A 17,631-nucleotide genomic window follows, 5' to 3' on the forward strand; every position below is an offset into this window, starting at 1 on the left:
TCATGGAAGGGGACCGCTCGCGTGAGTGTGCTCGACGAGATCATCGACGGAGTCCGCGAAGACCTCGCCGAGCGGCAGGCACGAGTCTCCCTCGACGAGCTCAAGGAGGCGGCGGCCAAGGCCCCCGAGGCCAAGGACGGGGTCGCCGCGCTGCGCGGCGACAGCGTCAAGGTCATCTGCGAGGTCAAGCGCTCCAGCCCCTCCAAGGGCGCGCTGGCGGCCATCGCCGACCCGGCCGGGCTCGCCGCCGACTACGAGGCGGGCGGTGCGGCCGTCATCAGCGTCCTCACCGAGCAGCGCCGCTTCGGCGGCTCGCTGGCCGACCTGGACGCGGTACGCGCCAAGGTGGACATCCCGGTGCTGCGCAAGGACTTCATCGTCACCGCGTACCAGCTGTGGGAGGCCCGCGCGCACGGCGCCGATCTGGCGCTGCTGATCGTCTCCGCGCTGGAGCAGGACGCGCTGATCTCGCTCATCGAGCGCGCCCAGTCCATCGGCCTCACCCCGCTGGTCGAGGTCCACGACGAGGACGAGGTCGTCCGCGCGGTGGATGCCGGGGCGCGCATCATCGGCGTCAACGCGCGTAACCTCAAGACCCTCGAGGTCGACCGCGGCACCTTCGCCCGGGTCGCCCCCGAGATCCCCGACCACATCGTCAAGATCGCCGAGTCCGGCGTACGCGGCCCCCACGACCTCATCGCCTACGCGAACGACGGCGCCGACGCCGTCCTCGTCGGCGAGTCCCTCGTCACCGGCCGCGACCCCAAGGCCTCCGTCGCCGATCTCGTCGCCGCCGGCGCGCACCCGGCGCTGCGGCACGGCCGAGGCTGATTACATCCAAGCCTGGGGCTAGGATGAGCGGCATGCCCCTGTCCACCGCCCTCGGCTCCCCGGACGCCTATGCGCGTCTGCGCCGTGGCTGCCGCCCGCGCGGTTGCCGCGCGCCGGCGAGGCGCGTGCTGGGACGCAGGGTGCGGTATGTGATCGGGTGCGAGCCGGGCCAGGTGAACGGTCGCCGATGGCGCGTCGGCCCTGCGACGGCCGTCACCGCACGCTGAGCACCGAGTGAGCTGCTGAGCTGCTGATTTTCGCGTGCGTTCTCGCGCGGGCCGTCGCGGACGATACGTACCGTTTATCCGTTCCGTAAGGACGCGAGGAGCCAATACCGTCATGTCATCCGACGATTTCTTCATCCCGGACCCCGAGGGCCGGATCCCCAGCGCCGAGGGCTACTTCGGTGCCTTCGGCGGCAAGTTCATCCCCGAGGCACTCGTCGCGGCCGTCGACGAGGTGGCCGCGGAGTACGACAAGGCCAAGACGGACCCGGCGTTCGCCGCCGAGCTGAACGATCTGCTGGTGAACTACACCGGCCGGCCGAGCGCGCTCACCGAGGTGCCGCGGTTCGCGGAGCACGCGGGCGGGGCGCGGGTGTTCCTCAAGCGGGAGGACCTGAACCACACCGGGTCGCACAAGATCAACAATGTGCTGGGCCAGGCGCTGCTCACCAAGCGGATGGGCAAGACCCGTGTGATCGCGGAGACCGGCGCCGGGCAGCACGGCGTGGCGACGGCCACCGCCTGCGCGCTGTTCGGCCTGGACTGCACGATCTACATGGGCGAGATCGACACCCAGCGCCAGGCGCTGAACGTCGCCCGGATGCGGATCCTGGGCGCCGAGGTCATCGCGGTCAAGTCCGGCAGCCGCACCCTGAAGGACGCGATCAACGAGGCGTTCCGCGACTGGGTCGCCAATGTCGACGAGACGCACTACCTCTTCGGCACGGTCGCCGGCCCGCACCCCTTTCCGGCGATGGTGCGGGACTTCCACCGCGTCATCGGCGTCGAGGCGCGCCGCCAGATCCTGGAGCGGGCCGGCCGGCTCCCTGACGCGGTCGCCGCCTGCGTCGGCGGCGGCTCCAACGCCATCGGCCTCTTCCACGCCTTCATCCCGGACGGCGGTGTCCGCCTGATCGGCCTGGAGGCCGCCGGCCACGGCGTCGAGTCCGGCGAGCACGCCGCGACCCTGACCGCCGGCGAGCCCGGCATCCTGCACGGCTCGCGTTCGTACGTCCTCCAGGACGACGAGGGCCAGATCACCGAGCCGTACTCGATCTCGGCGGGCCTGGACTACCCGGGCATCGGCCCGGAGCACGCGTACCTCAAGGACTCCGGCCGCGCCGAGTACCGCCCGGTCACGGACGACGAGGCGATGCAGGCGCTGCGCCTGCTGTCCCGTACGGAAGGCATCATCCCGGCGATCGAGAGCGCGCACGCGCTCGCCGGGGCCCTGGAGATCGGCCGCGAGCTGGGTCCGGAGGGGCTGCTGCTGGTCAACCTCTCCGGGCGCGGCGACAAGGACATGGACACGGCGGCCCGCTACTTCGGGCTCTACGACGACGCGGGCAAGGGAGCGGGCAAGTGAGCGGCAACGTCGAAAAGCTGGACAAGGCGCTCGCGGACGCCAAGGCCGAGAACCGCGCCGCCCTCATCGCCTACCTCCCGGCCGGCTTCCCGACCGTCGACGGCGGCATCGCGGCGGTCAAGGCGGCCCTGGAGGGTGGCGCCGACATCGTCGAGGTCGGCCTGCCGCACAGCGACCCGGTGCTGGACGGCCCGGTCATCCAGACCGCCGACGACATCGCGCTGCGCGGCGGCGTGCGCATCGCGGATGTGCTGCGCACGGTCCGCGAGGCGCATGACGCGACCGGGGCGCCGATCCTGGTCATGACGTACTGGAACCCCGTCGACCGCTACGGTGCCGAGCGCTTCGCCGCCGAGCTGGCCGAGGCGGGCGGCGCGGGCTGCATCCTGCCCGACCTGCCGGTCCAGGAGTCCGAGGGATGGCGCAAGGCCGCCGAGCAGCACGGCCTGGCCACGGTCTTCGTGGTCGCGCCGAGCAGCCAGGACGAGCGGCTGGCCAAGATCACGGCGGCGGGCTCCGGCTTCGTCTACGCCGCCTCGCTGATGGGCGTCACCGGCACCCGGGTCAGCGTCGGTGCCCAGGCCTCCGACCTGGTCCGCCGCACCCGCGCCACCACCGACCTGCCGGTCTGCGTCGGCCTCGGCGTGTCCAACGCCGAGCAGGCGGCGGAGGTCGCGGGCTTCGCGGACGGCGTCATCGTCGGCTCCGCCTTCGTCAAGCGCATGCTGGACGCGCCGGACGAGGCGGCCGGGCTGGCGGGCGTGCGTGAGCTGGCCGCGGATCTGGCGAAGGGCGTACGGAGCCGCTCCTAGCGGCGCTTAGGGCGGTGGCCGGAACGGGATTCGCCGGGGCCGTCCGGTTGCCGGTTCCGTCCTCAATCGCCGGACGGGCTGAATTCAGCCCGTCCGGCGATTGAGGACACAGCACAGCCGGCCGGCTGCGCAACCCGGCGAACGATCGCGGCCACCGCAGTAGCTCGTACGGGCGAATTCGGGCCGGGGGTGCGCGCATGCGTGCCCCCGGTTCGTTGTGCAGGGGTGTGAGCGAGAAGAACCGTGAAGGCAAGCGCACCGCCCGCGAGCGGCTGCAGGAACAGCGTGAGAAGGACAAGGCGCGTGAGAAGCGCAAGCGGGCGCTGATCGTCGGCGGCAGCGTGGTCGCCGTGCTGGCGATCGCCGCCGTGATCGGCGTCGTGGCCGCCAACAGCGGTGGCGGCTCAGGGGGCACCAGCGCGGCCGCCTCCCCGGCGGGCGCGACCGGCACCGACAAGCTCGTGATCCCCAGCGGCGCGACCGACGCGCCGTCCACCCTGACCGTCTACGAGGACTTCCGCTGCCCGGCGTGCGGCCAGTTCGAGAAGAACTACCGCGACACGATCCACGGGCTCCAGGACAGCGGCCAGCTCAAGGTCGAGTACCACCTCGTCCGGATCATCGACGGCAACCTCGGCGGCACCGGCTCGCTCAACGCGGGCAACGCGGCGGCATGCGCGCAGGACCAGAACAAGTTCCGGGCGTTCCATGACGTCCTCTACGAGAACCAGCCCTCCGAGAGCGACGACAAGTTCGCCAAGAAGCCCTACCTGCTGGAATTGGCCGGCAAGGTGCCCGGGCTGAAGACCGCCGCCTTCACGGCGTGCGTGAACGACGGGACGTACGACGCCTGGATCAAGGCCTCCAACACCGCCTTCGGCAAGTCCGGCTTCAATTCCACCCCGACCGTGCTCCTGAACGGCAAGAACATCTACGCCGACACCAACAACCCTCTGACCCCGGACAAGCTCAAGCAGCTGGTGGCGACGGCGAACAAGGGGAAGCCTGCGGGGACGGCGACGCCCAGTGTTTCCGCGTCCGCAGCCTCGCCGAGTCCGTCGGCCTCCGGCTGAGCGTTATCCGTCCGTTGCCGGGCGGGTGCCCGCTCGCCCGCCCGGCAGGGTAGCGTCGGACTTTGCCATGAACCTTGCATTCATCCCCAGTCCGTCGCGCGGAGTGCTCTACCTGGGCCCTGTTCCGCTGCGCGGCTACGCGTTCTGCATCATCATCGGCGTCTTCGTAGCCGTATGGCTCGGCGGCAAGCGCTGGGTCGCCCGCGGCGGCCAGAAGACCACGGTCGCCGACATTGCCGTCTGGGCGGTGCCGTTCGGCCTGGTCGGCGGACGCCTCTACCACGTCATCACCAGTTACGAGCTCTACTTCGGCGACGGCAAGGACTGGGTCAACGCCTTCAAGATCTGGGAAGGCGGCCTCGGCATCTGGGGCGCGATCGCCCTCGGCGCCGTCGGCGCCTGGATCGGCTGCCGCCGCCGCGGCATCCCCCTCCCCGCCTGGGCCGACGCCCTCGCCCCCGGCATCGCCCTCGCCCAGGCAATCGGCCGCTGGGGCAACTGGTTCAACCAGGAGCTCTACGGCCGGCCCACGGACCTTCCCTGGGCCCTCAAGATCGACCCCGCCCACCGGCCGGTCGACTCGCCGGACCTCGCCACCTACCACCCGACCTTCCTGTACGAGTCCCTGTGGTGCGTCGGTGTCGCCCTGCTGGTGATCTGGGCAGACCGGCGCTTCAAGCTCGGGCACGGGCGCGCTTTCGCGGTGTACGTGGCCGCGTACACGGTTGGCCGGTTCTGGATCGAGTCCATGCGGGTCGATGACGCGCATCACATCCTGGGCATGCGGCTGAACGACTGGACGTCGATCATCGTCTTCCTGGGGGCCGTGGCCTACTTCGTGATCTCGGCGAAGCGGCGGCCCGGGCGGGAAGAGGTTGTCGAGCCGTTGGCGGCGGAAGCCGCCGTGGGTGACGGTGCTGAGCCGGAGGAGGCCGAGCCCAAGGCCGACGCCGACGCCGATGCTGCCGACGCCGAGCCTGAGGCCGAGCCTGAGGCTGAGGAAGCCTCTGATGAAGAAGAAGCGCCTGCCAAGAAGTCCTGACGCGCCGAGCACCTTTCACGGCCGCCGCACCCACCGGGTGCGGCGGCCGAGCTGTTTCCCCCGAACGCCCTTCGGGCGTGTCCTCAATCGCCGGACGGGCTGAAGCGCAGCGTTTTCGCAGGTAAGGCAGGCTTTCCTTGCTGGAAACGAAGGGAATCGCGGCGTACGGTCAAGGTGTTTTTCGGGTGGGAGCCAGGGCGGAGCCCTGGGTGAGAGGGGAGAGGTGCGTCATGTCGTCAATGGCGATCGAGACAGCCGAGACCGCCGGGACCGCCGAGCGCAGCGTGACGCATGTGAGCCATCACGAGCACCGGGATGTGAGCGGGGGCTGGCTGCGGCCGGCGGTGTTCGGGGCGATGGACGGGTTGGTTTCCAACCTCGCGCTGATCACGGGGGTGGCCGGAGGGGCCGTCTCGCCGCGCATGATCGTGATCACCGGCTTCGCCGGTCTCGCGGCGGGGGCGTTTTCGATGGCGGCGGGGGAGTACACCTCGGTCGCGTCGCAGCGGGAGCTGGTGGAGGCGGAGCTGGCGCTGGAGCGGCTGGAGCTGAGTCGTAATCCGGATGACGAGCTGCGGGAGCTCGCGTCGCTGTATGTGTCGCGCGGGGTGGAGCCTGCGCTGGCGCAGGAGGTGGCGCGGCAGATGTCGGTGGATCCGGAGCAGGCGCTGGAGATACACGCCCGCGAGGAGCTGGGGGTGGATCCGACGGATCTGCCGTCGCCGCTGGTGGCGGCGCTGAGCTCGTTCGTCTCGTTCGGGTTGGGGGCGCTGCTGCCGGTGCTGCCGTATCTGCTGGGGGCGACGGCACTGTGGCCCGCGCTGATCCTGGCGTTCGTCGGGTTGTTCGCGTGCGGGGCGGCGGTGTCGAAGGTCACGGCGCGGAGCTGGTGGTTCAGCGGGCTGCGGCAGCTGGTCTTGGGCGGAGCGGCTGCGGGGGTTACCTTCGTTCTGGGCGCTTTGTTCGGCACTGCCCTCGGGTGACACGCGAACCGGCCACAAGCCTCTTGTTACCCGCGCGTTTCAGCTCGGCCAACGCAGGGCATCTCCCTGTGGCGCCGTGGGCAGAGCCGCCCGCGTCTCACGGGAGCGACGCCGGTCACATCCTGCCTGCTCGTAGCGCCTTTCTGTCCACATGATGGAAGCGGACTATCCACTTTTCGGCCATCCGGCCATCATGTAACCTGCACGAAATCGCAGAGGGCCAACGTCGTCCCAGATGCGCATGACATATGCCAATTGACGACGACGGGAGAGCCGATGCGTTCCGCGTCCACGCAGCCCGAGCCCACCGGCTCGCGCTGGGCCCACATGGATGGGCGCCCCGCCCCGCAGGGTATGTACGACCCGCGTAACGAGCACGACGCATGCGGCGTCGGCTTTGTGGCCACCCTCACCGGCGAGGCTGATCACGCGCTGGTCGAGCAGGCGCTCACTGTACTGCGCAACCTGGAGCACCGAGGGGCCACCGGCTCCGAGCCAGATTCCGGCGACGGCGCCGGCATCCTGCTCCAGGTTCCGGACGCGTTTCTGCGCGAGGCCGTGGCCGAGGCAGGGTTTGCTCTGCCCGCCGCCGGCCACTACGCGGTAGGCATCGCCTTCCTTCCCGTCGAGGACGAGGACCGTACGAAGGCCGTCGAGTCGATCGAGCGGATCGCCGCCGAGGAGGGCCTGAAGGTCCTCGGGTGGCGTGAGGTGCCGGTCGCTCCGGGGCTGCTGGGCGCCACGGCGCGCAGCACCATGCCGTACTTCTCGCAGCTCTTCGTCGAGGACGCGAACGGCGCCGCAAAGGCCGGAATCGATCTTGACCGGCCCGCCTTCGTGCTGCGCAAGCGCGCCGAGCGCGAGGCCGACGTGTACTTCCCGTCGCTCTCGGCCCGGACGATCGTCTACAAGGGCATGCTGACCACCGGCCAGCTGGAGCCTTTCTTCCCGGACCTGTCCGACCGCCGGATCGCGACCGCGATCGCGCTGGTGCACAGCCGCTTCTCGACGAACACCTTCCCGAGCTGGCCGCTGGCCCACCCGTACCGGTTCGTCGCGCACAACGGCGAGATCAACACAGTCAAGGGCAACCGCAACTGGATGCGGGCCCGCGAGTCGCAGCTCAAGAGCGAGCTGTTCGGCGGGGACCTGGAGCGGGTCTTCCCGATCTGTACGCCGGAGGCCTCGGACACCGCGACCTTCGACGAGGTGCTGGAGCTGCTGCACCTGGGCGGCCGGTCGCTGCCGCACAGCGTGCTGATGATGATCCCCGAGGCGTGGGAGAACCACGACTCGATGGACCCGGCCCGCCGCGCGTTCTACGAGTACCACTCCACCCTGATGGAGCCCTGGGACGGCCCGGCCTGCGTCACCTTCACCGACGGTGTCCAGGTCGGCGCGGTGCTGGACCGCAACGGTCTGCGCCCCGGCCGCTACTGGGTCACCGACGACGGCCTGGTGGTCCTGGCCTCGGAGTCCGGTGTGCTGGACATCGCCCCGGAGAAGGTGGTCAAGAAGGGCCGTCTGCAGCCCGGCCACATGTTCCTGGTGGACACCGCCGAGCACCGGATCATCGAGGACAGCGAGATCAAGGCCCAGCTCGCGGCGGAGAACCCGTACGCGGAGTGGCTGGAAGCCGGTCTGATCCACCTCAACGACCTGCCCGAGCGCGAGCACATCTCGTACACCCACGCCTCGGTCACCCGCCGCCAGCAGACCTTCGGCTACACCGAGGAAGAGCTGCGCGTCATTCTCGCGCCGATGGCCAAGACCGGCGGCGAGCCGCTGGGCTCGATGGGCACGGACTCGCCGATCGCGGCCCTGTCCGCCCGCCCCCGGCTGCTGTTCGACTACTTCACCCAGCTGTTCGCGCAGGTCACGAACCCGCCGCTGGACGCCATCCGTGAGGAGCTGGTCACCTCGCTGATCAGCGCCGTCGGCCCGTCCGGCAACCTGCTGGAGCCGTCCCCGGCGTCCTGTCGCAACATCACCCTGCCCTTCCCGGTGATCGACAACGACGAGCTGGCCAAGCTCATCCACATCAACGCCGACGGCGACCTGCCGGGCCTGAAGGCGGCGACGCTGTCCGGCCTCTACCGGGTCTCCGGCGGTGGCGAGGCGCTGGCCGCCCGCCTGGCGGAGATCTGCGCCGAGGCGGACACGGCCATAGAGGACGGCGCGCGCTTCATCGTGCTGTCCGACCGGCACTCCGACGCCGAGCACGCACCGATCCCGTCGCTGCTGCTCACCTCGGCGGTCCACCACCACCTGATCCGTACGAAGCAGCGCACGCAGGTCGGCCTGATGATCGAGGCCGGCGATGTGCGCGAGGTGCACCATGTCGCGCTGCTGATCGGCTTCGGCGCGGCGGCGGTGAACCCGTACCTGGCGATGGAGTCGGTCGAGGACCTGCTGCGGGCCGGAACGTTCCTCCAGGACATCGAGCCCGAGGCCGCGATCCGCAACCTGATCAAGGCACTGGGCAAGGGCGTGCTGAAGGTGATGTCCAAGATGGGCATCTCCACCGTCGCCTCCTACCGCGGCGCGCAGGTGTTCGAGGCCATCGGCCTGGACGCCGAGTTCGTCGACACGTACTTCACCGGCACCGACAGCAAGATCGGCGGCGCGGGTCTCGACGTCATCGCCCAGGAAGTCGCCGCCCGGCACGCCAAGGCCTACCCGGCCTCCGGCATCGCCGCCGCGCACCGCCGCCTGGAGATCGGCGGCGAGTACCAGTGGCGCCGCGAGGGCGAGCCGCACCTGTTCGACCCGGACACGGTCTTCCGGCTGCAGCACTCCACGCGCTCGCGCCGCTACGACATCTTCAAGCAGTACACCTCGCGGGTCGACGAGCAGGCCGAGCGCCTGATGACCCTGCGCGGGCTGTTCCGCTTCAAGGATCAGGGGGGCAAGGACGGCGAGCGGACCCCGATCTCGATCGACGAGGTCGAGCCGGTCTCGGAGATCGTCAAGCGCTTCTCCACCGGCGCCATGTCGTACGGCTCCATCTCGATGGAGGCGCACGAGACGCTGGCCATCGCCATGAACCAGCTGGGCGGCAAGTCCAACACCGGTGAGGGCGGCGAGGACGCGGACCGCCTCTACGACCCGGCGCGGCGCAGCGCCATCAAGCAGGTCGCCTCCGGCCGCTTCGGCGTGACCAGCGAGTACCTGGTCAACGCGGACGACATCCAGATCAAGATGGCCCAGGGCGCCAAGCCCGGCGAGGGCGGTCAGCTGCCCGGCCACAAGGTCTACCCGTGGATCGGGAAGACCCGGCACAGCACGCCGGGCGTCGGCCTGATCTCGCCGCCGCCGCACCACGACATCTACTCCATCGAGGACCTGGCTCAGCTGATCCATGACCTCAAGAACGCCAACCCCGACGCCCGCATCCACGTGAAGCTGGTCTCCGAGGTCGGCGTCGGGACCGTGGCCGCCGGTGTGAGCAAGGCGCACGCCGATGTGGTCCTCATCTCCGGCCACGACGGCGGCACCGGTGCTTCTCCTCTGACGAGCCTGAAGCACGCGGGCGGCCCCTGGGAGCTCGGCCTGGCCGAGACCCAGCAGACGCTGCTGCTCAACGGCCTGCGCGACCGCATCGTCGTGCAGACCGACGGCCAGCTCAAGACCGGCCGTGATGTCGTCATCGCCGCGCTGCTGGGCGCCGAGGAGTTCGGTTTCGCGACCGCGCCCCTGGTCGTCTCCGGCTGCGTCATGATGCGCGTCTGCCACCTGGACACCTGCCCGGTCGGCATCGCCACCCAGAACCCGGAGCTGCGCGAGCGCTTCTCCGGCAAGGCCGAATACGTCGTGAACTTCTTCGAGTTCATCGCGCAGGAGGTCCGCGAGCTGCTCGCCGAGCTCGGCTTCCGCACCATCGAGGAGGCCGTCGGCCACGCCGAGCTGATCGACACCACTCAGGCGGTCGACCACTGGAAGGCGCAGGGCCTGGACCTGTCCTCGCTCTTCTACGTGCCCGAGCTTCCCGAGGGCGCCTCGCTGCACCGCACCATCGAGCAGGACCACGGCCTGGAGAAGGCGCTGGACAACGAGCTGATCAAGCTCGCCGCCGACGCGCTGGAGAACGGCGAGCCGGTCCGCGCCCAGGTCAAGGTGCGCAACGTCAACCGCACGGTCGGCACCATGCTCGGCCACGAGGTGACCAAGAAGTACGGTGGCGCGGGCCTGCCCGAGGACACCATCGACATCACCCTCGTCGGCTCCGCCGGCCAGTCGTTCGGCGCGTTCCTCCCCAAGGGCGTGACCCTGCGCCTGGAGGGCGACGCCAACGACTACGTCGGCAAGGGCCTGTCCGGCGGCCGCGTCATCGTCCGCCCGGACCGGGGCGCCGACCACCTCGCGGAGTACTCGACGATCGCGGGCAACACGATCGGCTACGGCGCCACCGGCGGCGAGCTGTTCCTGCGCGGCCGCACCGGCGAGCGCTTCTGCGTCCGCAACTCCGGCGCCACGGTCGTCTCGGAGGGCGTGGGCGACCACGGCTGCGAGTACATGACCGGCGGCCGGGCGGTCGTGCTGGGCGAGACGGGCCGCAACTTCGCGGCCGGCATGTCCGGCGGCATCGCCTACGTCATCGACCTGAACCCCGACAACGTCAACACCGGCATGGTGAACGTCGAGGCGCTGGACGCGGACGACATCAAGTGGCTGCACGACGTGGTGCGCCGCCACGAGGAGGAGACCGGCTCGACGGTGGCCACCAGGCTCCTCGCCGACTGGGGTAACACCCTGACCCGCTTCGGCAAGGTCATGCCGAGGGACTACAAGGCAGTGCTCGCCGCCAAGAACGCCGCCGAGCAGGCCGGACTCAGCGAGTCCGAGACCACCGCGAAGATGATGGAGGCGGCAAATGGCTGACCCGAAGGGCTTCCTCACCACGGCCCGCGAGACGGCCCCGACCCGCCCGGTCGACGAGCGCAAGAAGGACTGGAACGAGGTCTACGTTCCCGGCGGGCTGCTGCCGATCATCAGCAAGCAGGCCGGCCGCTGCATGGACTGCGGCATCCCGTTCTGTCACAACGGCTGTCCGCTGGGGAACCTGATCCCCGAGTGGAACGACTACGCCTACCGCGGGGACTGGCAGGCCGCCTCCGAGCGCCTGCACGCCACCAACAACTTCCCGGAGTTCACCGGGCGGCTGTGCCCGGCGCCCTGCGAGTCGGCGTGCGTGCTGGGCATCAACCAGCCCGCCGTCACCATCAAGAACGTCGAAGTCACCATCATCGACAAGGCCTGGGACAGCGGCGACGTCACCCCGCAGCCCCCGGACCGCCTCTCCGGCAAGACCGTGGCCGTCATCGGCTCGGGACCTGCCGGTCTGGCCGCCGCCCAGCAGCTGACCCGGGCGGGCCACACGGTCGCGGTGTTCGAGCGCGCCGACCGCATCGGCGGGCTGCTGCGCTACGGCATCCCCGAGTTCAAGATGGAGAAGCGGCACATCAACCGCCGCATCGAGCAGATGCGCGCGGAGGGCACCAGGTTCCGCACCGGCGTCCAGATCGGCACCGACCTCGACGGCGCCAAGCTGCGCAAGCGCTACGACGCCGTGGTCATCGCCGCCGGCGCCACCCAGGCCCGCGACCTGCCGGCCGAGGGGCGCGAGCTCAAGGGCATCTACCAGGCCATGGAGTACCTGCCGCTGGCCAACAAGGTGCAGGAGGGCGACTTCGTCACCCCGCCGATCAGCGCCGCAGGCAAGCACGTGGTCGTCATCGGCGGCGGCGACACCGGCGCGGACTGCGTCGGAACCGCCCACCGCCAGGGCGCGGCCTCGGTCACCCAGCTGGAGATCATGCCCCGGCCGAGCGACAGCCGCCCGGCCAACCAGCCCTGGCCGACCATGCCGATGACGTACAAGGTCACCTCGGCGCACGAGGAGGGCGGCGAGCGGGTCTACGCCGTCAACACCGTGCGGTTCGAGGGCGACGAGGACGGCAACGTCAAGGCGCTGCACCTGGTCGAGGTCAAGTTCGAGGACGGGAAGTTCGTCCCGCAGCCGGGCACCGAGAAGGTCATCCCGGCCGAACTGGTCACCCTGGCCATGGGCTTCACCGGCACCGACCAGAAGAACGGCCTGGTCGAGCAGCTCGGCCTGCAGCTGGACGCGCGCGGCAACATCGCGCGCGACGGCGACTACGCGACCAACGTCGGCGGCGTCTTCGTCGCCGGTGACGCCGGCCGCGGCCAGTCGCTGATCGTCTGGGCCATCGCCGAGGGCCGCTCCGCCGCCCGCGCGGTGGACCGCTTCCTCACCGGCGCCAGCACCCTGCCGGCCCCGATCCGGCCGACGGACCGCCCGCTGACGGTCTGACGCCTCCATAAGCGTTCCCGTACAACGGCGTACGGAACGGAAGCACAGCGCCCGCCTCCACCCGACCGGAGGCGGGCGCTGTGACGTGCGCGTATGCGCAATGTGCGCATGCGGTGAATGTGTATGCGGAACCCCGTAAGTGTTATCCACTTCACGGTGGCCAATTGTGCGGGCATCGCCGGGATGCCTGCTTCGCCCGGTGTTCGGCCCGCCGGGCAAGTGACATGATCCCCCTTCCGGGTTACCGGTGGTACCTGAGAGGAATCCCCCCATGGGTCATGTCGATCATTTCAGCGCCGGCTGGGTCACCCCCGTACTGTCCTTCGCGATGGCCTGCGTCGGCGCGGCGCTCGGACTGCGCTGCACCGTACGGGCCCTGGAGTCCAGCGGGCCCTCCAAGCGCAACTGGCTTGTCCTCGCGTCCATCGCCATCGGCTCCGGCATCTGGACCATGCACTTCATCGCCATGCTCGGCTTCGGCGTCACCGGCACCCCCATCCGGTACGACGTCCCGCTCACCGCGCTCAGCCTGGTCGTCGCGATGGCGGTCGTCGGCGCCGGTGTCTTCACGGCGGGCTTCGGCAAGTCCCGCATACGGGCCGTGCTGATGGGCGGCCTGGGCACCGGCCTCGGAGTCGCGGCCATGCACTACATCGGCATGGCGGCCCTCAATCTGCACGGCGAGGTGAACTACGACCCGAAGATGGTCGCCCTCTCCGTCCTGATCGCGGTCGTGGCCGCCACCGCGGCGCTCGCGATCACGCTGACCGTACGCGGCCCGGTCGTCGCCACCATCGCGTCCCTGGTCATGGGCATCGCCGTGGTCAGCATGCACTACACCGCGATGTACGCGGTCAGCATCGTCCTCGACCCGAGCAGCGCCTCCCTGCCGGGCGCCACCGCCACCGAGTTCATCTTCCCGCTCGCCGTGCTGCTCGGCTCGTTCCTCTTCCTCACCTCCGCGTATGTGGCGCTCTCCCCGACCGGCAAGCGCCATGACACCGCCCTGTCGGCGGAGTTGCTCCGCGAGGTCGAACTCATCACCGCCTGACATACCGAACGAGGTCCCCCCATGCGTGGCACCCGTAACGCCGACCGGCTGCGCCCCAGATCGGTCAGAGCGAAGATCGTCTCCCTGCTCATGCTCCCCATCGTGTCCCTGATGGCGCTGTGGGGATTCGCCGCCGTCAACACCGCCTCCAACATCGGCGACCTGCAGCGGCTCAAGGAAGTCAACTCCCAACTGCTGACCCCGCTCGACGCGTTCACCACCGCCCTGCAGGCCGAGCGCGCCGCCGCTCTGCGGGGCGGGGGCAAGAAGCTGACCGCCGTCCAGAAGGCCACCGACGCCGCCGCGACCGCCCTCCAGAACGGCATCAACGCCAGTAGCGCCGACGCCGGACTGCTCGACTCCAGCCTGCCCGGCCGGATCAGCCGGCTGGACAAGGACATCAGCGCGATCGCGACGCTGCGCGCGGACACCTCCTTCGACACCCGGTACACCGACTACACCGCCGTCATCGAGCACGGCTTCGCCGTCACCGGCGCGCTCACCGGCCTCCAGGACACCGAGGTCACCTCCGAGGCCCGCGTCGTCCTCGAACTCTCCCGCGCCCGCGAGGCGATCGCCCGCGAGGACGCGGTGCTCGGCGCCGCCCGCGCGAAGGGGACGCTCACCAAGAACCAGTACGGCATCTTCGTCGGCGCCGTCGCCACCCAGCGGCTGCTCCTGCAGCCCGCCATCGCCGACCTGCACACCGCCGACCGGGCGACGTACAACGCGATCCTGTCCGGCGACGACTTCAAGAAGCTGCGGTCGGCCGAGAACAGCGTGCAGAGCGCGGGCCCCGGCGACCCGGCCGTCTCCGCCGGTTCCCTGGCCACCTGGGACGCTTCGGCGGCCACCGTCCTGAAGGACCTGGGCCGGGCCGAGAGCGCGGCCGGCACCGTGGCGGCCGCGGCCGTCAATCCCTTCGGCCTGGCCACGCTCGGTGGCTCCGGAGTCGCGGTGGTCCTGGGCCTGGTCGGCGTACTGCTGTCGCTGCTGGTCTCCGTGAAGGTCGGCCGCGGCCTCATCGTCGAACTCCTCGACCTGCGCAACTCGGCCCTGGACGTGGCCGGCCGCCGCCTGCCCCAGGCCATGCGCCGCCTGCACGCGGGCCAGGGCGTCGACATCGACGCCGAAGCCCCAGTGCGCAGGCTGATCGGCGACGAGCTCGCGCAGGTCGGCACCGCGCTCAACGCCGTACAGCGCGCGGCGCTCAAGGCCGCCTCGCAGCGCGCCGAGCTGCTCAGCGGCATCTCCGGTGTGTACGTCAGCATCGCGCGCCGCAGCCAGGTGCTGCTGCACCGCCAGCTCGACCTGCTCGACACCATGGAGCGCCGCAACCACGACCCGGTCGAGCTGGAGGACCTGTACCGCCTGGACTACCTCACCACGCGCATGCGGCGGCACTCCGAGTCGCTGCTCATCCTCTCCGGTATCCCCGCCGGGCGCGGCTGGCGCGACCCCATCCTCCTGGTGGACGTCCTGCGCGCGGCCGTCGCGGAGATCGAGGACATCAACCGCGTCCAGGTCCGCGAGGTCCCGCCGGTCTCCCTGGCCGGGCCCGCCGTCGCCGACGTCATCCACCTGCTCGCCGAACTGGTCGAGAACGCTGCCTCGTTCTCCCCGCCCAGCACCAAGGTCGAGGTGCGCGCGCAGGTCGGCCACGACGGCCTGCTCCTGGAGATCGAGGACAGCGGCTTCGGCATGAAGGACGACGCCCTGGCCGCCGCCAACAGCAAGCTGCAGTCCCAGCGCGTCGACCTCCTCGACACCAAGCAGCTCGGCCTGTTCGTCGTCAACCGCCTCGCCCAGCGCCAGGACATCCACGTCGAACTCCGCCACAGCCGGGCCGGCGGCATCACCGCCGTCGTCCTCCTGCCCGCCGCCCTGCTGCGCGACCAGCCCGCCCCCGTGCGGGTCGCGGCGGGCTACGACCGCGGGCTGGCCCCGGCGGCCGCGCTCATCCCGCACCAGCGGCAGGTGTAACCAATCAAGTGCCCGGGGGGAGGTTCCGCGCCGTCAGGTCGCGGAACTCCCCCCGGGCGTCCTCGGTATAGACCCCGACACTGCCGCCGCCGTACGGCCGCTCCGTGTCGGTGTACGACGTCAGCTCCCGGCCGCCGACCTGCACCGAGAAGGCCGCGCCCCGCTGGGTGACCAGCACCTGGTACCAGCGGCCGACGGGGAAGCGGGCCGGGCCGGTGGCCAGGAAGCGCTGGCCGCCCGGGTAGGCGGGGTCGCGCTTGCCGAGCTCCCAGCCGTTGGGCTTGAGGGTGACGTAGTAGAAGTGCTCGGGGTCGGTGTACGACCAGAGCAGCCACGGCACTTCCCAGGGGTTGGGCCTCGGGGTCCGCAGCTGGGCGACGGCCCGCATCCGCGCCGAGTAGACCATGTCCCCGTAGACGGCGGTGGAGACGATGAGCCCGGCGTGCGTCTCCTCCGGGAGGCGGGCCGCCTGCGGGGCGATGGTCAGCGTGCCGTCGTGGCCGGAGTTCTCGCCGTAGCCGTCGTACACCGACCGCCAGGCGCCGTGGACGGACCCGTCCGCCCACGATGCCCTTCCCGGGCTGCTCGGCCCGCACGCGTACGCGGTGACGGCGATGCCCAGGGCGAGTACGGCGAGCAGCGCCGTCCGGCGGCTGACGACACCGCGACGACGGCGGCGCTGGGACCCCATGCCGGTCAGTATGTCCCCGGGCCGCCCTGTTCGGGGACGAATGCCGCAAGCGGTGCCAACGAGCCCATGTCCTCCCCGAAATCCTCCGCGAAGTCCTCGGCGAGCTGGGCGAGAATCCGCTCCGCGGCCCGCCCGTCGCCGAAGGGATTGCCCGCCGCGGCCATCCGCCGGTAGGCGTCGGGATCGTCCAGCAGCTGGCCGGCGGCCTTGAGCACGGCCTCGGGCTCGGTGCCGATCAGCCGGGCGGCCCCGACCTCGACCGCCTCCGGGCGCTCGGTGGTCGTACGCAGCACCAGCGCGGGCTTGCCCAGGGTGGGGGCCTCCTCCTGGATGCCGCCGGAGTCGGTGAGCACCAGGTCGCAGGCGGCGAGGGTGGCGGCGAAGTCGAGATAGTCCAGCGGCTCGGTCACGGTGATCCGGGGATGGTCGCTCAGCTCGGGCAGCAGCGCCTCGCGGACGGCGGGGCTCTTGTGCAGCGGCAGCACGATCTCCACATCCCCCCGGTCCGCCAGCCGCCGCACCGACCGGCCCATCGCCCGCATCCGGTCGCCCTGGTTCTCCCGGCGGTGGAGGGTGAGCAGCACCTTGCGCAGGCCGCTCCCGGCGCCGCTGCGGAAGGCGCTGCGCCCGACGCCGGCCTCCAGCACCCACAGCAGGTTGTCGATGACGGTGTTGCCGGTGGTGAACACCTGCGCGCTGGGGGTGCCTTCCGCGGTGAGATGCCCGGCGGAGCGCGCGGTCGGGGCGAAGTGCCAGCGCGCGATACGGCCGATGAGCCGGCGGTTCAGCTCCTCCGGAAAGGGGTTGTCCAGTACGCCCGTGCGCAGGCCCGCCTCGACGTGCGCGACCGGTACGCGTTCGTAGAAGGCGGCCAGTGCCCCGGCCAGCGCGGTCGTGGTGTCGCCCTGGACGACCACGAGGTCGGGGCGTTCGGCCCGGATCACCTCGCCCAGGCCCTCGACCAGGCGGGCCGTCAGCTCCGAGAGCTGCTGGCGGTCGCGCATTACGTCGAGGTCCGACCTGACCTGGACCTGGAGGAGGCCGAGCATCTGGTGCAGCATCTCGCGGTGCTGGCCGGTGGTCACCACGATCGGTTCGAAGAGGGCTGCGGCGCCCATCGCCCGGGCGACGGGCGCGAGTTTGATCGCCTCCGGGCGGGTGCCGAGGACGAGCATGGCGCGGATCGCGCCCTGGGCGGATGCGGGCATGGCTGTGGACATGGACGGGTCCCCCTGGGGTGA

At 70.7% G+C, this 17,631-nt stretch carries 13 protein-coding genes; 11 read left to right on the plus strand and 2 right to left on the minus strand.

Annotated elements, in window-relative coordinates; all coding sequences use genetic code 11:
• Positions 1-21: 21 nt before the first annotated feature.
• The 11 genes from trpC to OG607_RS35220 all read left to right on the plus strand — a co-directional run bounded on the left by trpC (position 22) and on the right by OG607_RS35220 (position 15,699).
• Positions 22-831 (plus strand): indole-3-glycerol phosphate synthase TrpC, encoded by an 810-nt coding sequence (gene trpC / locus OG607_RS35170; RefSeq protein WP_405732184.1) that lies wholly within the window; start codon positions 22-24, stop codon positions 829-831.
• 23 nt (positions 832-854) lie between these two features.
• Entirely contained in the window at positions 855-1,058 is a 204-nt protein-coding gene (trpM, locus tag OG607_RS35175) for a tryptophan biosynthesis modulator TrpM (protein ID WP_405732187.1), read from the plus strand.
• 112 nt (positions 1,059-1,170) lie between these two features.
• Positions 1,171-2,421: a tryptophan synthase subunit beta gene (gene trpB, locus OG607_RS35180; RefSeq protein ID WP_405732190.1), complete on the plus strand. Its 1,251-nt coding sequence runs from the start codon at positions 1,171-1,173 to the stop codon at positions 2,419-2,421.
• Positions 2,418-3,233, plus strand: coding sequence for a tryptophan synthase subunit alpha (trpA, locus tag OG607_RS35185; RefSeq protein WP_405732193.1), 816 nt, complete (start codon positions 2,418-2,420; stop codon positions 3,231-3,233). The genes trpB and trpA overlap by 4 nt, the downstream gene beginning before the upstream one ends.
• Before the next feature lie 227 nt (positions 3,234-3,460).
• Positions 3,461-4,306: a thioredoxin domain-containing protein gene (locus tag OG607_RS35190; protein WP_405732196.1), complete on the plus strand. Its 846-nt coding sequence runs from the start codon at positions 3,461-3,463 to the stop codon at positions 4,304-4,306.
• Positions 4,307-4,373: 67 nt separating this feature from the next.
• Positions 4,374-5,348 carry a prolipoprotein diacylglyceryl transferase gene (lgt, locus tag OG607_RS35195; protein ID WP_405732199.1) on the plus strand — a complete coding sequence of 325 codons (975 nt, stop codon included), beginning with the start codon at positions 4,374-4,376 and terminating at the stop codon, positions 5,346-5,348.
• Between the two features lie 239 nt (positions 5,349-5,587).
• On the plus strand, positions 5,588-6,331 hold the full coding sequence (locus OG607_RS35200) for a VIT1/CCC1 transporter family protein (RefSeq protein WP_405732202.1): 744 nt from the start codon (positions 5,588-5,590) through the stop codon (positions 6,329-6,331).
• Positions 6,332-6,607: 276 nt separating this feature from the next.
• A complete protein-coding gene (gene gltB / locus OG607_RS35205; RefSeq protein ID WP_405732204.1) occupies positions 6,608-11,212 on the plus strand; it encodes a glutamate synthase large subunit in 4,605 nt (1,534 codons plus the stop codon).
• Positions 11,205-12,665, plus strand: a complete 1,461-nt coding sequence (locus OG607_RS35210; protein WP_405732207.1) for a glutamate synthase subunit beta — start codon at positions 11,205-11,207, stop codon at positions 12,663-12,665. Before gltB ends, OG607_RS35210 begins: the two co-directional genes overlap by 8 nt.
• Positions 12,666-12,936: 271 nt before the next feature.
• Positions 12,937-13,716 (plus strand): MHYT domain-containing protein, encoded by a 780-nt coding sequence (locus tag OG607_RS35215; RefSeq protein WP_405732210.1) that lies wholly within the window; start codon positions 12,937-12,939, stop codon positions 13,714-13,716.
• 21 nt (positions 13,717-13,737) lie between these two features.
• On the plus strand, positions 13,738-15,699 hold the full coding sequence (locus OG607_RS35220; RefSeq protein WP_405732213.1) for a nitrate- and nitrite sensing domain-containing protein: 1,962 nt from the start codon (positions 13,738-13,740) through the stop codon (positions 15,697-15,699).
• Between the two features lie 4 nt (positions 15,700-15,703).
• Here OG607_RS35220 and OG607_RS35225 read toward each other — a convergent pair whose 3' ends face one another.
• Positions 15,704-16,390: a family 16 glycoside hydrolase gene (locus tag OG607_RS35225; RefSeq protein ID WP_405732216.1), complete on the minus strand. Its 687-nt coding sequence runs from the start codon at positions 16,388-16,390 to the stop codon at positions 15,704-15,706.
• 5 nt (positions 16,391-16,395) lie between these two features.
• Positions 16,396-17,610: a non-hydrolyzing UDP-N-acetylglucosamine 2-epimerase gene (gene wecB, locus OG607_RS35230; RefSeq protein ID WP_405732219.1), complete on the minus strand. Its 1,215-nt coding sequence runs from the start codon at positions 17,608-17,610 to the stop codon at positions 16,396-16,398.
• Positions 17,611-17,631 lie beyond the last annotated feature (21 nt).

It is taken from the genome of Streptomyces sp. NBC_01537 (assembly GCF_045040445.1).
GTDB lineage: Bacteria > Actinomycetota > Actinomycetes > Streptomycetales > Streptomycetaceae > Actinacidiphila.

What these genes read in the sequence shown, in the direction of transcription:
- wecB (WP_405732219.1), bottom strand. Translation starts at nt 17,610, where the DNA reads ATGTCCACAGCCATGCCCGCATCCGCCCAGGGCGCGATCCGCGCCATG.
- trpM (WP_405732187.1), top strand. Translation starts at nt 855, where the DNA reads ATGAGCGGCATGCCCCTGTCCACCGCCCTCGGCTCCCCGGACGCCTAT.
- OG607_RS35210 (WP_405732207.1), top strand. Translation starts at nt 11,205, where the DNA reads ATGGCTGACCCGAAGGGCTTCCTCACCACGGCCCGCGAGACGGCCCCG.
- OG607_RS35215 (WP_405732210.1), top strand. Translation starts at nt 12,937, where the DNA reads ATGGGTCATGTCGATCATTTCAGCGCCGGCTGGGTCACCCCCGTACTG.
- gltB (WP_405732204.1), top strand. Translation starts at nt 6,608, where the DNA reads ATGCGTTCCGCGTCCACGCAGCCCGAGCCCACCGGCTCGCGCTGGGCC.
- trpB (WP_405732190.1), top strand. Translation starts at nt 1,171, where the DNA reads ATGTCATCCGACGATTTCTTCATCCCGGACCCCGAGGGCCGGATCCCC.
- OG607_RS35220 (WP_405732213.1), top strand. Translation starts at nt 13,738, where the DNA reads ATGCGTGGCACCCGTAACGCCGACCGGCTGCGCCCCAGATCGGTCAGA.
- OG607_RS35225 (WP_405732216.1), bottom strand. Translation starts at nt 16,390, where the DNA reads ATGGGGTCCCAGCGCCGCCGTCGTCGCGGTGTCGTCAGCCGCCGGACG.
- lgt (WP_405732199.1), top strand. Translation starts at nt 4,374, where the DNA reads ATGAACCTTGCATTCATCCCCAGTCCGTCGCGCGGAGTGCTCTACCTG.
- OG607_RS35200 (WP_405732202.1), top strand. Translation starts at nt 5,588, where the DNA reads ATGGCGATCGAGACAGCCGAGACCGCCGGGACCGCCGAGCGCAGCGTG.